The 17,178-nt window shown below is 62.3% G+C and carries 23 protein-coding genes; 4 read left to right on the plus strand and 19 right to left on the minus strand.

Annotation, left to right across the window (positions count from 1 at the left end; all coding sequences use genetic code 11):
* Nucleotides 1–39 precede the first annotated feature (39 nt).
* From MAXJ12_RS16865 to aptA, 12 genes are all read right to left on the minus strand, one after another.
* Nucleotides 40–1,011 carry an ABC transporter substrate-binding protein gene (locus tag MAXJ12_RS16865; RefSeq protein WP_008837136.1) on the minus strand — a complete coding sequence of 324 codons (972 nt, stop codon included), beginning with the start codon at nt 1,009–1,011 and terminating at the stop codon, nt 40–42.
* 26 nt (nt 1,012–1,037) lie between these two features.
* The gene (locus tag MAXJ12_RS16870; RefSeq protein WP_008837137.1) at nt 1,038–2,159 is read right to left on the minus strand and encodes an ABC transporter permease; all 1,122 of its coding nucleotides are present in this window, start codon (nt 2,157–2,159) and stop codon (nt 1,038–1,040) included.
* Nucleotides 2,156–3,034 carry an ABC transporter permease gene (locus MAXJ12_RS16875; protein WP_008837138.1) on the minus strand — a complete coding sequence of 293 codons (879 nt, stop codon included), beginning with the start codon at nt 3,032–3,034 and terminating at the stop codon, nt 2,156–2,158. The genes MAXJ12_RS16870 and MAXJ12_RS16875 overlap by 4 nt, the downstream gene beginning before the upstream one ends.
* 229 nt (nt 3,035–3,263) lie before the next feature.
* Nucleotides 3,264–3,863 carry a hypothetical protein gene (locus MAXJ12_RS16880; RefSeq protein ID WP_008837139.1) on the minus strand — a complete coding sequence of 200 codons (600 nt, stop codon included), beginning with the start codon at nt 3,861–3,863 and terminating at the stop codon, nt 3,264–3,266.
* Nucleotides 3,853–4,644: an ABC transporter ATP-binding protein gene (locus MAXJ12_RS16885; protein WP_008837140.1), complete on the minus strand. Its 792-nt coding sequence runs from the start codon at nt 4,642–4,644 to the stop codon at nt 3,853–3,855. The genes MAXJ12_RS16880 and MAXJ12_RS16885 overlap by 11 nt, the downstream gene beginning before the upstream one ends.
* 115 nt (nt 4,645–4,759) lie before the next feature.
* On the minus strand, nt 4,760–5,134 hold the full coding sequence (locus MAXJ12_RS16890; protein WP_139043913.1) for a hypothetical protein: 375 nt from the start codon (nt 5,132–5,134) through the stop codon (nt 4,760–4,762).
* A 12-nt stretch (nt 5,135–5,146) separates the two neighbouring features.
* Nucleotides 5,147–6,598 carry a dihydropyrimidinase gene (gene hydA, locus MAXJ12_RS16895; protein ID WP_008837142.1) on the minus strand — a complete coding sequence of 484 codons (1,452 nt, stop codon included), beginning with the start codon at nt 6,596–6,598 and terminating at the stop codon, nt 5,147–5,149.
* A gap of 11 nt (nt 6,599–6,609) precedes the next feature.
* Complete coding sequence (locus MAXJ12_RS16900; protein ID WP_008837143.1) at nt 6,610–6,942, minus strand: type II toxin-antitoxin system PemK/MazF family toxin; 333 nt, start codon at nt 6,940–6,942, stop codon at nt 6,610–6,612.
* Entirely contained in the window at nt 6,939–7,160 is a 222-nt protein-coding gene (locus MAXJ12_RS16905) for an antitoxin MazE-like protein (protein WP_008837144.1), read from the minus strand. Before MAXJ12_RS16905 ends, MAXJ12_RS16900 begins: the two co-directional genes overlap by 4 nt.
* A gap of 49 nt (nt 7,161–7,209) precedes the next feature.
* Nucleotides 7,210–8,460: a Zn-dependent hydrolase gene (locus MAXJ12_RS16910; RefSeq protein ID WP_008837145.1), complete on the minus strand. Its 1,251-nt coding sequence runs from the start codon at nt 8,458–8,460 to the stop codon at nt 7,210–7,212.
* Nucleotides 8,461–8,468: 8 nt separating this feature from the next.
* Entirely contained in the window at nt 8,469–9,020 is a 552-nt protein-coding gene (locus tag MAXJ12_RS16915; protein WP_008837146.1) for a hypothetical protein, read from the minus strand.
* Nucleotides 9,021–9,024: 4 nt separating this feature from the next.
* Nucleotides 9,025–10,353 (minus strand): omega-aminotransferase AptA, encoded by a 1,329-nt coding sequence (aptA, locus tag MAXJ12_RS16920; protein ID WP_008837147.1) that lies wholly within the window; start codon nt 10,351–10,353, stop codon nt 9,025–9,027.
* A gap of 240 nt (nt 10,354–10,593) precedes the next feature.
* Between aptA and MAXJ12_RS16925 the strand changes: the two genes are divergently transcribed.
* From MAXJ12_RS16925 to MAXJ12_RS16940, 4 genes are all read left to right on the plus strand, one after another.
* Complete coding sequence (locus MAXJ12_RS16925; RefSeq protein WP_008837148.1) at nt 10,594–11,226, plus strand: TetR family transcriptional regulator C-terminal domain-containing protein; 633 nt, start codon at nt 10,594–10,596, stop codon at nt 11,224–11,226.
* Between the two features lie 71 nt (nt 11,227–11,297).
* A complete protein-coding gene (locus MAXJ12_RS16930; protein ID WP_085983970.1) occupies nt 11,298–11,507 on the plus strand; it encodes an AbrB/MazE/SpoVT family DNA-binding domain-containing protein in 210 nt (69 codons plus the stop codon).
* Nucleotides 11,507–11,887, plus strand: a complete 381-nt coding sequence (locus tag MAXJ12_RS16935) for a type II toxin-antitoxin system VapC family toxin (RefSeq protein WP_008837150.1) — start codon at nt 11,507–11,509, stop codon at nt 11,885–11,887. Before MAXJ12_RS16930 ends, MAXJ12_RS16935 begins: the two co-directional genes overlap by 1 nt.
* Before the next feature lie 130 nt (nt 11,888–12,017).
* Entirely contained in the window at nt 12,018–12,326 is a 309-nt protein-coding gene (locus MAXJ12_RS16940) for an EthD family reductase (protein ID WP_008837151.1), read from the plus strand.
* An 18-nt stretch (nt 12,327–12,344) separates the two neighbouring features.
* Here the strand turns inward: MAXJ12_RS16940 and MAXJ12_RS16945 are convergent, their stop codons facing one another.
* The 7 genes from MAXJ12_RS16945 to MAXJ12_RS16975 all read right to left on the minus strand — a co-directional run.
* The gene (locus MAXJ12_RS16945) at nt 12,345–12,719 is read right to left on the minus strand and encodes a DoxX family protein (protein ID WP_008837152.1); all 375 of its coding nucleotides are present in this window, start codon (nt 12,717–12,719) and stop codon (nt 12,345–12,347) included.
* Nucleotides 12,720–12,780: 61 nt separating this feature from the next.
* Nucleotides 12,781–13,239 (minus strand): carboxymuconolactone decarboxylase family protein, encoded by a 459-nt coding sequence (locus tag MAXJ12_RS16950; protein WP_040586538.1) that lies wholly within the window; start codon nt 13,237–13,239, stop codon nt 12,781–12,783.
* Between the two features lie 11 nt (nt 13,240–13,250).
* Nucleotides 13,251–13,763 carry an RrF2 family transcriptional regulator gene (locus tag MAXJ12_RS16955; protein ID WP_008837154.1) on the minus strand — a complete coding sequence of 171 codons (513 nt, stop codon included), beginning with the start codon at nt 13,761–13,763 and terminating at the stop codon, nt 13,251–13,253.
* A gap of 115 nt (nt 13,764–13,878) precedes the next feature.
* Nucleotides 13,879–15,096 (minus strand): cytochrome P450 family protein, encoded by a 1,218-nt coding sequence (locus MAXJ12_RS16960; RefSeq protein ID WP_008837155.1) that lies wholly within the window; start codon nt 15,094–15,096, stop codon nt 13,879–13,881.
* A 41-nt stretch (nt 15,097–15,137) separates the two neighbouring features.
* Nucleotides 15,138–16,451, minus strand: coding sequence for an NAD-dependent dihydropyrimidine dehydrogenase subunit PreA (gene preA / locus MAXJ12_RS16965; RefSeq protein WP_008837156.1), 1,314 nt, complete (start codon nt 16,449–16,451; stop codon nt 15,138–15,140).
* Nucleotides 16,444–16,782: a hypothetical protein gene (locus MAXJ12_RS16970; RefSeq protein ID WP_008837157.1), complete on the minus strand. Its 339-nt coding sequence runs from the start codon at nt 16,780–16,782 to the stop codon at nt 16,444–16,446. Before MAXJ12_RS16970 ends, preA begins: the two co-directional genes overlap by 8 nt.
* Before the next feature lie 12 nt (nt 16,783–16,794).
* On the minus strand, nt 16,795–17,178 hold a 384-nt coding region (locus MAXJ12_RS16975), incomplete at its 5' end, for an FAD-dependent oxidoreductase (protein WP_008837158.1).

Genomic DNA, 17,178 nt, shown 5'->3' on the forward strand with positions numbered 1-17,178 from the left:
CGGTTGCCCGCCCCTTTCCGGTGCCTCGCAAGACAGTGGCTACTGAATCGCCTTGTCGGTGATCGCCGAGGTCCAGGCGCCTGTCGGCTCCTTGGAGATGATCTTCTGGTCCTGCAACGCCTTGGCAGTTCGCTCGTAGGCCGCTTCGATCAGCTTGCCGTCGGCATTGTCGATGAGCTTGGCGACCTCGCCCATCATGCGCTTCTGGTGGTTCTCGTCCTGTCCGCCATTCTCGACGACGATGTCCGCCGCTTCATCAGGGTTTTCGATGGCGTATTTCCAGCCCTTCATCGAAGCGCGCACGAAGCGGACCATCTTGTCCTCGAAGGCCGGATCCTTGAGCTTGTCCTCCATCGCGTAGAGGCCGTCCTCGAGCAGGTCGTTGCCCATAGCCGAATAGTTGAAGACGATCAGGTCTTCCGGCTTGTAGCCGGCGTCGATGAGCTGCCAGTATTCGTTGTAGGTCATAACCGAGATGCAGTCGGCCTGCTTCTGGATCAGCGGCTGCACGTCGAAGCTCTGCTTGAGGACCGTAACGCCGTCCGCCCCGCCTTCGGTCGAAAGGCCGAGCTTGTTCATCCAGGCAAAGAACGGATATTCGTTGCCGAAGAACCAGACGCCGAGCGTCTTGCCCTTGAAGTCGGCTTCGGTCTTCACGGGGCCGTCCTTCGGGCAGACGAGCTGCATGCCCGCCTTCTTGAACGGCTGGGCGATATTGACCAGCGGCACGCCCTTCTCGCGTGCGGCCAGCGCGCCGCCCATCCAGTCGACGATGACGTCGGCGCCGCCACCGGCGATCACCTGCTCGGGAGCGATGTCGGGGCCGCCCGGCTTGATCTCGACCTCGAGGTTCTCCTCCTCGTAGAAGCCCTTGTCCTTGGCCACGTAGTAGCCGGCGAACTGGGCCTGCGTGACCCATTTCAGTTGCAGGGTCACCTCGTCGGCGGCCCATGCCTGGACAGCAGCCAGCGACATCGCGCCGGCAAGCATGGAAACGATCAGTTTTTTCATTTTTTCATTACCCTCTGAAGTTTCGTCTATCCCCCACGGATAGACGGATGCCAAAACGTGGTGGCCCTTTCGATCAGGGCGATCACGCCATAAAAGACCGAACCCGCGAGCGCCGCAACCGCGATTTCGGCCCATGCCATATCGACCCTCAGGAGGCCGATCTCCGTGGAGATGCGGAAGCCCATGCCCACGACCGGCGTGGTGAAGAACTCCGCCACGATGGCGCCGATCAGCGCCAGCGTCGAATTGATCTTAAGCGCGTTGAAGATGAAGGGCGCCGCCGCCGGCAGGCGCAGCTTGAACAGGGTCTGCCAGTAGCTCGACGCATAGGTGCGCATGAGGTCGCGCTCCATATGGCCGGAGGCGGTCAGGCCGGTCACCGTGTTCACCAGCATCGGAAAGAAGGTCATGACCACGACCACGCCGGCCTTGGACGGCCAGTCGGGACCGAACCAGGTGACCATGATCGGCGCGACGCCGATGATCGGCAGCGCCGACATCATGTTGCCGATCGGCAGCAGGCCGCGCCGGAAGAACGCGATGCGGTCGGCTAGGATTGCAACAAGGAAGCCTGCCGAGCCGCCGATGATATAGCCGGTCAGCGCCGATTTGAAGATGGTCTGGTTCACGTCGGCCGCGAGCATCGGCAGCGAGGTGACGATGCGGGCGGCAATCGCGCTTGGCGGCGGCAATATGATCGCGGAAACGCCGGCGCCCCTGACGATAGCCTCCCACAAGATCAGGATCCAGACGCCGAACAGCAGCGGAATGGCCAGCCGCACGAAGGTCCGGCCCTGCGCGGTGACGGGGCGGAGGTGTGAGAGGACGCTTACCGTCCGCCAGGCCAGCAGCCACGTCGCAGCCAGCAGCGCAAAATAAGACAGCCGCGCCGTGCCTTCATTGCCAGCGAGAGCGGAAATCAGCAGCCAAGCCGCGCTGTGCGCCGAGGCGAACAGCAGGAATACCGAGGTCGGCCGGAAGCCGCTTCCCGCTGAAAAGACGATCGCGGCGAGTATCAGCGCGAAGATTTCCACCGTCGTTGCCACGCTCGTTCCCGGTTGGGAATCGAACAGCGGCAGGCCGAATGCCGCGCCGATGCACAGAACGAGCGCCGCAAGCGCCTGCCAGGACAGACCGAGACGGGTCATGCCGGCCGCCCTCCCATGCTCTTTTCCACCTGCCTGCCAGCAAAACCGACCATGCCGACCAGGATCAGCGCCACCACCGATCCGGCGATAAGCGCCGCCCATATGTCGATGGACTGGCTGTGATAGGCGCCGATGAGCAGCTTCGCGCCGATGCCGGCGACCGCGCCGGTCGGCAATTCGGCGACGATCGCGCCGACAAGGCTGGCGGCGATCGCGACCTTCATGGAGGTGAAGAGGAACGGCACCGAGGCCGGAACGCGCAGCTTCCAGAATGTCTGCGACGGGCTGGCATTATAGGTGTGCATCAAATCGAGATGCATGATCTCGGGCGAGCGCAGCCCCTTCACCATGCCGACGGCGACCGGGAAGAAAGACAGATAGGTCGAGATCAGCGCCTTGGTCACGATGGCCGGCGTGTTGAACGGGCCGAGCAGCAGGATGACCATCGGCGCAAGCGCGATGATGGGAATGGTCTGCGAGACGATGATCCACGGCATCAGGCTGCGGTCGAGCGCCGTGACATGCACGATGCCGACCGCGATCAATATGCCAAGCGCCGTGCCGAAGGCGAATCCGAGCAGCGTCGAGGAGAGCGTCACCCAGCCGTGGTAGACCAGGCTGCGGTTGCTGGTGATCTTCCGCATGAACGTGTTTTCGAAGAAATTCTGCGCCACCTGGTGCGGGGCGGGCAGCGTTGGCTTCGGCTGAGACAGCGTCTTGCCGATGAATTCGGCGAAACCCGGCGTCTCGCCCGCGCGGCGGTCGAGATCACGCTGGAACGGCGTGTTCATGAGAATGGCGAAGCCGTACCATACGACGACCAGCACCGCGAGGATTGTGGTGACGGGGACGATCTTGTCGCGCAGGCGGTCCATTATCTATCTGCCACGCCGACAACAGAAAATACAAAGAGTGCGTCCTTCGAGGCTCGCCCTCGAAGATTTTCTGCAATCTCGCCTAAGGCAAAGCGGGCTCGCACCTCAGGATGAGGACTGCTGGCGCCGGCCTCGCCGGAAAGGGCAGCACCAACGCTCCTCATCCTGAGGTGCGAGCGAAGCGAGCCTCGAAAGACGCACCAAGCAATTGAGGGGACGATCAAGTTCTTCACGGGCGCGCGCCTTCAGCAATAACCCGAACGCTAACCTCGCTCGCAGTGCGGGACGAACTGAACGCGTCTTTCACAATGATTCGAAATAGCCACAGACCGTCGGGATCGCCCTGCTCGACTTTGAACTCCACGCGCGCATCGGCCATCAGCATATTCTTTCGTTGGCCGAGCGACATTTCGTCATAACAAGCAGTTTCGGGCACTGCTTGTATGACACCGTCCGGCTGTCGAATTTCGATTGCGCACAATGCCTTGAGACGGCCATTCGCGGGGGTTAGTCCGGATAAGAGAACCAACACAGTTGCCGCTTCCCCGGTTTTAAGTTCCTTCGCGGTGCTGAACTGAGGAATGCTTGACGCGGGCGTGTTCCATTTCTCCAGCCAGTCCGTGTCAGAGGTGATCAGCACAAGAGTGCTAAGCTCTCCGTCTCGTGCGTGCGCTGCTGGCGGAGGCTCGGATTGTTTTGAAGCGGCCGCCGTGCCTCCCACAAGCCCCACGGTCGTGAGAAATAAGCCCACGAATGCCGTTTGCACGGCAAGCATCAGCTTACGCCAAAAGTGCTCCGTGCGCGTGTCAGCAAACCATTCAATCCTCATAGCTGTGCCCTGCCCTCAAGCCGTCGCGAACTCGGGCCGCGATCGCCAGGAATTCCGGCGTTTCGCGGATGTCGAGCGGACGCTCCTTCGGCAGCGTCGATTCGATCACGTCCGTCACCCGCCCCGGCCGCGGCGACATGACGACGATGCGCGTCGACAGATAGACCGCTTCCGGAATGGAGTGGGTGACGAAGCAGATCGTCTTGTTGGTCCGCCGCCAGAGTTCCAGCAATTGCTCGTTCAGATGGTCGCGCACGATCTCGTCGAGCGCGCCGAACGGTTCGTCCATCAGCAGAAGGTCGGCGTCAAACGCCAACGCGCGGGCGATCGAGGCGCGTTGCTGCATGCCGCCGGAAAGCTGCCACGGGTATTTGTTCTCGAAGCCGGTGAGGTTGACCAGTTCGAGGGTCCGCTTCACGCGCTCCTTCTGCGCGGCCCTGGATAGCCCCATGATCTCCAGCGGTAAGGTGACGTTGCGCTCGATGGTGCGCCACGGAAACAGCGCCGCCGCCTGGAACACATAGCCATAGGCCCTGCTCTCGCGCGCCTTTTCCGGCGTCATTCCGTTGATCTCGATCGTGCCGTCGGTCGGCTTTTCGAGGTCGGCGATCACCCTGAGAAACGTCGTCTTGCCGCAGCCTGACGGCCCGATGAAGGAGACGAACTCGCCCTTGCCGATGGTGAGATCGACATCGGAAAGCGCCCGCACCGGCCCGTCGCTGGTTTCGAAGGTGAGCCCGAGCCCACGTGCAGATACGACGGTGGAAGTGCTTTTGGTCATGCAGTTTCAGATAACCTTGAGGTGGGATCCCGCCAAACGGGAACAATCCGATAATGGTGGAAAACCATGCATTTCGTCATGAGGCGCGCCATAGGTGAAGACGACGGGTGAGAGGTCATGGGCACTTCCTGACCTCTTCCCACAGATCACCCTGGTCGTTGAAAATCCGGATCAGCCCCGCATCCGTCGGGTCCTTCGCGATGACATAGGTCCTGGCGCCCACACCCTCGTCGCCCTCAAAATTGCAGATACCTGAGGCCACCTGTTTGCCGTCCTTCGCCGTCAGCACCTGCAGCCATTCGCAGGCGACGACATAGCCCTCGACGCTGTCGGGCTTGAGGACGAGCATCGTGTCGTCCTCGTAATTGCCGTCGCGCGCATATTTGCAGCCAGGCTCGTTGCCCCAGACGCCGTCAATGGCGAGCGTCTGAGCGTGTGCAACCTGCGGCAGGACCGCGGCGGCGAGAAGCCACGCGAAACGAAAGGACAAACAGCGCACCAACTACACGCCGCTCGCCGGAATGCCAGCGCGCTCGACCTGGCGCGGCGCGGTTATTTCCTTCCACTTCGATAGCGCCCGGTTTACCGCCGCATTGGGCTCGCGGACGACGAATTCGCCATGGCCAGGCTTGGCCATTATATCCGCTTCCTGGATCACGAGCTCGCCGCGCGACAGCACGAAACGCGGCATCCCGGTGACCTCGAAGCCCTCGAAAACGTTGTAGTCGATCACCGACTGCTGGTTTTTCGAAGAAATCGTTTTCTTGCGCTTGGGATCCCACACCACGATATCGGCGTCCGCGCCTTCGACGATCGCGCCTTTTTTCGGGTACATATTCAGTATCTTGGCGATGTTGGTGGAAGTGACCGCGACGAATTCGTTCATGGTCAGGCGGCCGGTGTTGACGCCCCTGGTCCACAGTACCGGCATGCGGTCCTCAAGCCCGCCCGTGCCGTTCGGGATCTTTGTGAAATCGCCGACGCCAAAACGCTTCTGCTCGGTGGTGAAGGCGCAATGGTCGGTCGCGACAACCTGCAGCGAACCGGCCTGCAGGCCGGCCCATAGCGAATCCTGATGCAGCCTGTTTCGGAAGGGCGGGCTCATCACGCGGCGCGCGGCGTGGTCCCAGTCCTTGTTCATGTATTCGGTTTCGTCGAGGGTGAGGTGCTGCACCAGCGGTTCGCCGAAAACGCGCATGCCCTTCTGCCTGGCCCTGCGGATCGCCTCGTGCGCCTGCTCGCACGAGACATGCACGACATAGAGCGGCGCGCCCGCCATGTCGGCGATCATGATGGCGCGGTTGGTCGCCTCGCCCTCGACCTCCGGCGGCCGCGAATAGGCATGCGCCTCCGGGCCGTTATTGCCTTGTGCGAGCAGTTTCTGCTGCAACTGCGCGACCACATCGCCGTTTTCGGCATGGACCAGCGGCAGCGCGCCGAGGGCTGCGCAGCGCTGGAACGACGAATACATCTCGTCGTCGTCGACCATCAGTGCGCCCTTGTAGGCCATGAAGTGCTTGAACGAGGTGATGCCCTTGTCGACCACCGTCGCCATCTCGTTGAACACCTGCTCGCCCCACCAGGTGATCGCCATGTGGAAGGAAAAATCCGCGCATGCCTTCGAGGTCTTGTTGTCCCACATTTGCAGCGCTTCCAGCAGCGACTGGCCGGGCGCGGGCAGGCAGAAATCGACCACCATGGTCGTGCCGCCGGCGAGCGCCGCGCGCGTGCCGCTCTCGAAATCGTCGGCCGAATAGGTGCCCATGAACGGCATTTCGAGATGGGTGTGCGGATCAATGCCGCCCGGCATCACATAACAGCCGGTCGCATCATATTCGTGATCGCCGTGCAGGTCCGGCCCGATGCCGATGATCTTGTCGTGCTTGACCAGCACGTCGCCCTTCCAGGTGCGGTCCGCGGTGACGATGGTGCCGTTCTTGATGACTTTGGACATTTGCTTCCCCGCTATTCGTCCGTCAGGCCAAGGGTGATCATAGTGGAACGTGCAAGCTTGCGAAGAGTCTGGTCATCCAACCGTCCGATCACCTGACCGATTCTGGATCGGTTGGCCGACTGCAATTTCTCGACCATGATCTCCGACGGCACGCGAAGCCCGTTCTCTTTGGTTGGCTCAATCGCTACCCGAAAGAAGCTCGGGTCGGATGAAAAGCTGCTGATGGGACAAAGCAGGACCGTTCGCAGGTTTTCGTTGAGGACGTTGGTCTGAACAACGACCGCGGGACGCGGCTTGCCGAGATCACCGGGTAGCGCGACGATAACGACGTCGCCGCGCCTCATATCTGGTCTTCGCCTTCCCACATATCCTTCTGAACTGCGTCGATCCACTCCATGATGTCTTCTTCCTGATCAGCTCTGGCAATTCTCTTTGCTTCGGCATCCGCGCGAGCAAGCACGGCAGGATCGGACATGTCCGGGAGCCAGACCTCTACAGGCCTGTACCCCTGCGCCAGCAGCTCCCTCTTTTCCTCTTCCGTCAGTTCCTTTGGCCGGCCCATGGCGACCTCCTGCTCCCGATGGGAGATTATTATCGGCTCTTAGCGCCCGTCATTCAACAATCACCGCCGTTTCGACCACCGCATGGAAAAGCACGTCGCAGCCGGCCGCGGCCCATTCCGGGAAAATCTCCTCGGCCTCGTTGTGGCTGAGCCCGTCTACGCAGGGACACATGACCATTGCCGTCGGCGCCACCCGGTTGATCCAGCAGGCGTCGTGGCCGGCCCCCGAGACGATGTTGCGGTGGGAATAGCCGAGCCGCTCTGCCGCATCGCGGATCGCCTTGACGCAGCCCTCGTCGAAAGTGACCGGATCGAAATGGCCGACCTGCTCGATCTCGAATATTATGTCGAGCGCCTCGCAGATCGTCGCGATGCCGTCGCGGATGCGAGCGTCCATCTCGTCGAGCACATCCTTGTTGGGCGAACGGATGTCGATGGTGAAGACCGTCCTGCCGGCGATGATGTTGCGCGAATTCGGATAGGCTTCCATGTGGCCGATCGCGCCGACGGCATCGGGCTGGTAGTCCATGGCGATCTCGTGCACGAGCTCCGTCACCCGCGCCATGCCGAGCCCGGCATTGCGACGCTTGGGCATCGGCGTCGAGCCGGTATGGCTCTCCTTGCCCGTCAGCGTCACCTGCAGCCATTTCAGGCCCTGACCGTGCGTGACCACGCCTATATCGATCATCTCGTCCTCGAGGATCGGCCCCTGCTCGATGTGAAGCTCGAAGAACGCCTTCATCTTGCGCGCGCCGACTTCCTCGTCGCCTTTCCATCCGATGCGCTCGAGTTCGTCGCCGAAGCGCTTGCCCTTGGCGTCGACCCGGTCGTAGGCCCAATCCTTGTCGTGCACGCCGGCGAAGACGCCGGAGGCGAGCATGGCAGGCGCGTAGCGCGTGCCTTCCTCGTTCGTCCAGTTGGTGACGACGATCGGATGTTTTGTCTTAATGTTGAGGTCGTTCAGCGTGCGGATGATCTCCAGCCCACCCAGCACGCCGAGCACGCCGTCATACTTGCCGCCGGTCGGCTGGGTGTCGAGATGGCTGCCGACATAGACGGGCAATGCGTCGGGGTCCGTGCCCTCGCGGCGGGCGAACATCGTGCCCATCTGGTCGACAGCCATTTCGAGGCCGGCTTCCTTGCACCACTTCTGGAAGAGATGGCGGCCCTCGCCGTCCTCATCGGTCAGCGTCTGGCGATTGTTGCCCCCGGCGACGCCGGGGCCAATCTTCGCCATCTCCATGATGGAATCCCACAAACGGTCTGAATTGATTCGAAGATTCTCGCCAGGGGCGGCCATTGTCCGTCCTAATTGTTCGTGACTCGGAAGGATTCGAATATGCGCCTGGCAACCTCGCCATCATCGACGCCGTCGGGACCGCCGACCACGATGTTGAAGAGCCTGTTGCCGACCAGATGATAGTGGGTGCGGATGGCGATCTTGTCGTCGTTGCAAACGCGCCGCGTCTGCCGGCCGCTCCCGACCGCCACCGCGAGAGGCTCCTCTTTCAAGGCGCCTTCGCAAAATCCGACATAGTTGTCGATGACGTAGCGAAAGACCTGTTCATCGGTTGCCAAAGGCAGGGCCCGGGCGGCCGGCCTAAAGTCCATGACGGAAACGGCCGCGATGCCATCCCCGACCGGCACGAGATATTGATGAACGGCCAGCACATTGATCAGGTCTTCGTTTTTCTGCCGCGTCTGTGGCGTCCCCGGCAGATCGACGGCAAAGCCAAGCTCCGGCACGCTCAGCACCTCCCAGCGCTCCGCGGCCAGCGACGGGCCGCCGAGGAACATGACGAGCAGCGGCGCCGCCAGGAGGGCGCGGCCGATACTACCTATGGACCGCAGCCGAGACATGGCGCTATTCCACCTCGCGTAGAACGGTTCGCACGTGGTCGATCAGTTCATCGATCTGGCCCTTGGTGATGATCAGCGGCGGCGACAGCGCGATGATGTCGCCGGTGGTGCGGATCAGCGCGCCGCGCTCGAACGCCTTCACGAAGGCAGAGAAGGCGCGCTTGGTCGGGCTGCCGGCGATCGGCGCAAGCTCGATCGCGCCAATCAGGCCGATATTGCGGATGTCGATGACGTTCGGCTCGCCCTTGAGCGAATGCAGCGCCTCTTCCCAGTAGGGGGCGAGTTCGGCGCCGCGGGTGAGCAGGCCCTCTTCCTTGTAGGTGTCGAGCGTGCCGAGTGCGGCCGCGCAGGCGATCGGATTTCCCGAATAGGTGTAGCCGTGGAAGAACTCGATCATGTGCTCGGGGCCGGTCATGAAAGCGTCGTGAATTTCCTTCGTGACGAACACCGCGCCCATCGGGATGACACCGTTGGAGACGCCCTTGGCCGTCGTAATGATATCCGGCGTGACGCCGAAATAATCCGCCGCGAATGGCGTTCCCATGCGGCCGAAGCCGGTGATGACCTCATCGAAGATCAAAAGGATGCCGTGCTTGGTGCAGATTTCTCGCAGCTTCTGCAGATATCCCTTCGGCGGGATCAGGACGCCGGTCGAACCGGCGACCGGCTCGACGATCACGGCGGCGATGGTCGAGGCGTCGTGCAGCGTCACGATGCGTTCGAGTTCGTTGGCGAGTTCCGCGCCATATTCCGGCTCGCCGCGCGTGAAGGCGTTCTTTTCCGGCAGGTGCGTGTGCGGCATGTGATCGACGCCGGTCAGAAGCGTGCCGAACATCTTGCGGTTGGTGACGATGCCGCCGACCGAGATGCCGCCGAAGTTGACGCCGTGATAGCCGCGCTCGCGGCCGATCAGCCGGGTGCGCGAGCCTTCGCCCTTAACGCGCTGGTAGGCCAGCGCCATCTTCAGCGCCGTATCGACCGATTCCGAGCCCGAATTGGTGAAGAACACATGGTCCATGCCGGCCGGCGCGATGTCGACCAGCCGGTTCGCCAGTTCGAACACGATCGGGTGGCCCATCTGGAAGGCCGGCGCATAGTCGAGCTCCGCCGCCTGGCGCTGGATCGCCTCGGTGATCTTCGGCCGGCAGTGGCCGGCATTGACGCACCACAGGCCGGCGGTGCCGTCGAGGATCTTGCGGCCGTCGCTGGCTGTGTAGTGCATGTCCTTGGCCGCGACCATCATGCGCGGCGCCTGCTTGAACTGCCGGTTCGACGTGAACGGCATCCAGAATGCGCTGAGGTCGTTCGGCGCTACATTCGTTCTGTTGGACATGACCAAGCCTTCCCTTGAATCCCCTGGTTTCGATACGGCCAACGCTTGGTCCTGGCTGCGTTTTCGTGCTACGCAAATTTTGACCGATTGGACAAACGTTAGCACCGCCAGATCGGCGGTCAAGGAAATAGTAGCGGAAATGGGCCGGCGAAATCGCGCTCCACAAGGCTGGTTGAACTGGTCCAGCCGATTGGGCCACAGAACCGATTTCGCTGCCATATCGCGGGGAGCGGCATAGGCATGGACACCAAGGCGCCCCGCCCCAGGACCCGCATCCAGACGGAAAAGCGCGAACTTATCCTCGAGGCGGCGCTCGAGGTTTTCTCGGCTCACGGCTTTCGCGGTTCGACCATCGACCAGATCGCCGAGGCGGCCGGAATGTCCAAGCCGAACCTGCTCTATTATTTCCGCCGTAAGGAGGAAATCCACGAGACGCTGATGCAGCGCCTGCTCGACACCTGGCTTGCGCCCCTGAAGGAACTCGACGACATCGGCGACCCGCTGACCGAGCTGCGCAGCTATATCAGGCGCAAGCTCGAAATGGCCCGGGATTTTCCGCGCGAAAGCCGGCTCTTCGCCAACGAAATATTGCAGGGCGCACCGCGCATCAAGCCGATGCTGGAAGGCGAGCTGAAAAGCCTGGTCGATGAGAAGGCCGAGGTGATCAAGGGCTGGATGCGTGCAGGCAAGATCGTCAAGACCGATCCCTGGCACCTGATCTTCTCGATCTGGGCGACAACCCAACATTACGCCGATTTCGACGTGCAGGTGCGCGCCGTACTCGGCCCGAACCGCGGCGGCGACGGCCGCTTCGAGGACGCGGCGCGGTTTCTCGAACAGCTCTTCGTCGACGGATTGAAGCCGAAGGGCTAGTGGAAGCTTCCTATTCTTATATACAACTGCTACTCTTACGATACGCTGATCGATCGGCAGAGGTAAGAATGGTGGCAACCGCGACACTTTCCAGCAAGTTTCAGATTTCAATTCCGAAGGCCGTGCGCGAAGCACATCATTGGCAACCGGGTCAGGAATTCGCGTTCATTCCCAAGGGGAGTGGCGTGTTGCTTGTTCCAGTTCCGAAGCTCGAAGATTTGATGGGGATTGCTCCCAACGCCGATCCTGACGGCTATCGCGATCGAAATGACCGATATTAATGCGGGTCGTGGACACTTCTGCCTGGATCGAGGGCTTTGTACGCGGAGGAGTGAACCAGGCAATTCGAACTGAATTGCCCCAGCGCGAGCACTGCATTGTTCCGACAATTGTGCAACTCGAGATCGCCAAATGGTCCGCACGAAATCTTCCTGATGAGGTCGCGGAAGGAGTGATCGCATATACGACGCAGTGCATGGTCGTTGACCTTGATACATCGATTGCTATTCGTGCTGCCGAGCTTTGTCGCATTCACAAGCTCGCTACCGCTGACGCCATTGTCTATGCCACAGCTCTCGATCAAGGTGCGGACCTGCTGACATGCGACGCACATTTCGAAGGGCTGGAGCATGTCACGTATCTTCCGAAGGCGAAGAGCTGAACGCGCCAGCCCGAAGAACTGACTTCCTGCTGATTTCGACAGCGGAAGCGATCTCCGCTTGTGTTCAACGGCCGTTGCACGCAGCTTTGTGGCGGGCACCAACACCGAAAATGCGACAAGGAGGAACCCGATGGCGAAGCTCGTCGTGCTCTACAAGACGCCGAAGGACACAGCCGCGTTCGACCGCTACTACTCGTCCACTCATATACCGCTAGCCCGGAAAATTCCCGGCCTGCGGAGCTACGACATCAGCGAGGGCGCCGTGGCGGCCCCGGCCGGACCGTCAGGCGTGCACCTCGTGGCTACCCTCACCTTCGCTTCCATGGAAGACCTGCAGAAGGGCCTCGCTTCGCCTGAGGGCCAGACTGCGGCCGGCGATCTTGCCAATTTTGCCGATGGCGGCGCGGATCTGCTCATGTTCGAGACCAGGGACGCCTGACGCCGCGCCGGCGCATCTTCACGGTGCGCCGGCGATAACCACGAGAAACCCGCCGATCAGAGCGACATTGCCGACGACGCCGTTGATCTTTGCCGCCCGTTCCGGACCTTGATGACCCCAGAAATTGTGGAACATCGGCGTGGCGACGAGCAGGAACAGGATGAGGCCGGCTGCCGCGAGAGCGGTCCATATCCCGGCGATCAGCAGCGCGCCGGCCGCGATCTGCAGGGCGATTCCGAGCCACAGCATCAGCCGCGCCTGCGGCACGCCGCGCGCCGACATCAGTTGCGTCAGCAAGGGCGCGTTCAGAACATTGCGAATGCCCGCCAATATGAAGGCGCCGCCAAGCAAAAGGTGGCCGGCGATGACGATTGCTGAAATATCTGCACTCATTGGTCTTGTTCTCTCGATGAAGTGACCTCGGGCGGCACCGCCCGAGCCGTGATCCGGCATTTTAGGCGGCGTTGGCCGCAGGCATCGGATGAATGGCGTGGAAGCTTACGCAGAGCCGGTTCCAGATATTGATCACGCCCGTCGCCACCGTGAGTTTGGTCAATTCCTCTGCCGAGAAATGCTGCAGCGCCTTCTCGTAGAGCTCGTCCGGAACGCCGGCATCGGCGATTTTCGTCACCGCTTCGACCCAGGCGAAGGCGGCCCGTTCGCGATCGGTGAACAGCGGAGACTCCTTCCATGCAGAGACGAGATAGAGCCGCTGCTCGGTCTCGCCGTCGACGCGAGCCTCGCGGCTGTGCATCTCGACGCAGAACGAACAGCCGTTGATCTGCGAAGCGCGCAGCTTGATCAGGTGCAGCAGGCTCTTTTCGAGACCACATTCGTCGACCGCCTTGTTCAGCGCCACAAGGGCTTTCGTCAATTCAGGCGCCTGACCGTAGAAATTCAACCTGGGCTTCATAATCATTCCTTTCACTTCTGCTTGGGAGATTTCTGCGGCCGCTGATGGCGCTCGACGAAAGCGCAGCCGGCGGCGACCGAGCGCGGATCGGCCTCGGTCATGAAATTGTGCACGATTTCGGAAAGGCGCTCGCCGGCGAGCGCCTTGCGGTAGGCCTTTTCGGCTCTGAGCATCGCGGCATTGATGCCGCACGGCTTCACATAGGCGGACCGATCCAGCTTCACCGGGCCGTTCTGGCGGATTTCGCCGCAGCGGAACGCAGGCTCCGGCCCTTCCACCGCCAGCACGATGTCGAGCAGCGATATGCGGTCGGCCGGAAGCGCAAGCCTGTATCCGCCATAAGGCCCCGGCACCGATTCCAGAATGCCTGCCGCCGTCAGCGCATTGAGGTGCTTCAGCAGGTAGCTCGGCGACAGGCCGAATTGCCCGGCCAGCGCGGCGCCCGGTATTGTGCCCTCGCCTTCCACACTGACCAGCGTCGCGGCGCAATGGATCGCCGCTTCCACACCTTCGCTCAGCTTCATCTGGTTGGCCTTCCAATCATGGATGATTGATATCCTGGATATTGTTTATCGTAAATATGCGAATGAAAAGATGCGGGGAAAACCCGCGCCTCTTTGGTGGCCATGGCTGGCGCTATCATCGCAAGCGCACCGGCAGATGCGCCATTGCGCGGATGCCGAGCCGCTTGCGCCAGACAATCCGCTCAGGCGGCGCCGCGATGCGGATAGCGGGGAACCGCGCGAATATGCGCTCGAAGGCGATCGCCGCTTCGGCGCGCGCAAGCTGGAAACCGAGGCAGAAATGCACGCCGGTGCCGAAGGAGAGATGCGGATTCGGGTGGCGCGCGATGTCGAAGCGGTGCGGGTCGTCGAACTTCGCCGGATCGCAGTTCGCCGCCGCCAGGAAGGCGGCGAACATGTCGCCGCGTTTGAATGACCCGCCCTGCCACTCGATATCCCACTTCGCGAAACGCGGCTTGGTCATCTGCACCGGAGAGACCCAGCGGAGGCATTCCTCCACCGTGGTCGCGATCAGCTTCGGGTCCGACACCAGCCGTGCCCGCTGCTCATCATGCGTGAGGAGCGCCCACAGCCCGCCCGCTATCAGGTGCGTCGTCGTTTCCTGCCCTGCCCCGAACAGCAGAAAGACCATCGACACGAGTTCGTCCTCGGTCAGCTTGCCCGCTTCCGTCTCCACCTCGCGCAGCGCCGTGATAAGTCCGTCCGGATGCGCGCCGCCGCCCGGCCGGGAAACGCGGCGAAGATAGCTCACCATGCGCCAAACGCCCGGCGCGGCCCTGAGCACCGCCCATATGTTTGCCGTGTCGGCCAGCCCGCCCAACCAGGACTTGAACCAGCCGTGGTCCTTTTCCGGCAGGCCCAGCATCGCGCAGATCACAGACAGCGGCAGGTCGCGGCAGAACTCCGCCATCAGGTCGACCTCGCTCCTTCCTTCGAATCGGTCGATCAGCCGATCGGCCACATCGGCGATCATCGGCTTCATCGCAGCGATGCCCTTGCGCTGGAACGCCTGGTCGACGAGACCGCGCAGCCGGCGATGCTCGGGGTCATCGTGGCCCAGCATGTTAAGCGCAAGCAACCCGAGCGTTCGCGGGAGAATCCTGAGGATCCGCTCTTGCGTCTTGCTGCCCGCGTTACCGGGATCGCGGACGAAATTGCCGTGGTCCTTCAGCAAGTCCACGCAGGCTTCATGCGTGACGGCAAGCCAGGTGCGCCCGACGATCGGCAGCCGCATCTGCACGACCGGACCCGCCGCCCGCATCCTGTCGAGTTCCGGAAACGGGTTCGCGTGGAACTTCGGCGAGAGAATGTCGAAGTCGCGTGTCTCGTTCATGGCGTGCCTTTCGCGCCGCCTCGCCCGAGACCCCTTTTACACTACTCTGCCGCCACCTTGGCCATCGGGTTGTTGGGATGCTGCGTCCAGTTGGCGTAGACCGGCGAAACCGGCATGCCGGTGCGCTCGTCGATGACGCCTGCCGCCAGCGGCTCCATGGTGATGCAGTTCTCGACCGGACAGACATTGACGCAGAGATTGCAGCCGACGCACTCAGCCTCGATCACCTCGAAATGCCTGATGCCGTCGACCATGGAGGTGATGGCCTGGTGCGAGGTGTCCTCGCAGGCGATGTGGCAGCGGCCGCATTTGATGCAGAGATCCTGGTTGATCTGCGCCTTGGCGACGTAGTTGAGGTTGAGATACTGCCAGTCGGTGACATTCGGCGTTGCCCGCCCGACGATGGCGTCGAGATCGGTGTGGCCCTTCTCGTCCATCCAGTTGTTCAGGCCGTCGATCATCTCCTGGACGATCTTGAACCCGTAGGTCATGGCCGCCGTGCAGACCTGCACATTGCCGGCGCCGAGCGCCATGAATTCCGCGGCATCGCGCCAAGTGGTGATGCCGCCAATGCCGGAAATCGGAAGGCCGTGCGTTTCCGGATCGCGGGCGATCTCGGCCACCATGTTGAGCGCGATCGGCTTGACCGCCGGGCCGCAATAGCCGCCATGCGAGCCCTTGCCGTCGATCGACGGCTCGGGCGAGAAATTGTCGAGGTCGACCGCGGTGATCGAATTGATGGTGTTGATCAGCGACACCGCGTCGGTGCCGCCGGCAAGGGCGGCCCGCGCCGGCTTGCGCACATCGGTGATATTGGGCGTCAGCTTGGTGATGACCGGCATGCGGGTGTTGGCCTTGCACCAGCGAACCACCATTTCGATGTATTCCGGCACCTGGCCGACCGCCGCGCCCATGCCGCGCTCCGACATGCCGTGCGGGCAGCCGAAATTGAGCTCGATGCCGTCGGCTTCGGTTTCCTCGACAAGCGGCAGGATCGCCTTCCAGCTTTCCTCGACGCAGGGTACCATCAGCGAGACGATGATAGCGCGGTCAGGCCAATCCTTCTTGACCTGCTTGATCTCTCGCAGATTCACGAAGAGGTCGCGGTCGGTGATGAGCTCGATGTTGTTCAGGCCGAGCAGCCGCCGGTCCGCGCCCCAGATCGCGCCATAGCGCGGCCCGTTCACGTTGACGACGGGCGGCCCCTCCTCGCCGAGCGTCTTCCACACCACGCCGCCCCAGCCCGCCTTGAAGGCGCGGATGACGTTGTAGGCCTTGTCGGTCGGCGGCGCGGAGGCCAGCCAGAACGGGTTCGGCGATTTGATACCGACGAAATTGTTGCGGATGTCAGCCATGGGTTTTCTCCTCAGGCCCGGCGAGATCTGGGAAGAGCGGCGGCAAATCGGCAATACGCCGCCATCCTTCGTCGCGCTGCACGGGTTCGACTTTCAGGTCATCGAAATAGGCGTCAAGAACCGCGGCGCGTTCCTCGGCCAGCGGCGGGCGGCAATAGTCTTCCTCTTCCCAAACCGCGCCGCCCTCCGGAGTTCTGCGCGCGTCGCGCAGCGAATCCGTCAAGACATTGCCGAACGGCCGCAACGGCCGGAACTCGTCCGCGACGAGGCGATCATGCAATTCCGGCATCAGGTCCCGGCGCGGCGTGGCTGAAACGAGATAGAAACTCATTTCGTAACGTTCCTACTCCGCGGCAGCTACAGGTGCTTCGGCCATCATCATCAGCGCGCGATGGATGCTCTCGGCCGCATCGCGGCCCTGCGCGACCGCCGAAACGGTCAGATCCTCGCCGACACCGACGCAATCTCCGCCCGCCCAGACTTTCGGCAGCGAAGTGCGGCCTTCCGCGTCGACGACGATCTTGCCGGCCTCCAGGCGGACCGTGGAGCCGGTGCTGTTCAGGCTCGACAGGTCGAAGGTCTGGCCGATCGCCTTGAAAATCTGGTCCGCCTCGATGTGAATGGTCTCGCCGGTGCCGACCAGCTTGCCGTCGACGATCTCGGTGTATTCGAGTTCGATGCCGGCGGCCTTGCCGTACTGCACCACGACGCGTTTCGGCTGGAGCCA

The organism is Mesorhizobium alhagi CCNWXJ12-2 (assembly GCF_000236565.1).
In the GTDB taxonomy this organism is placed as follows: Bacteria; Pseudomonadota; Alphaproteobacteria; order Rhizobiales; family Rhizobiaceae; genus Allomesorhizobium; species Allomesorhizobium alhagi.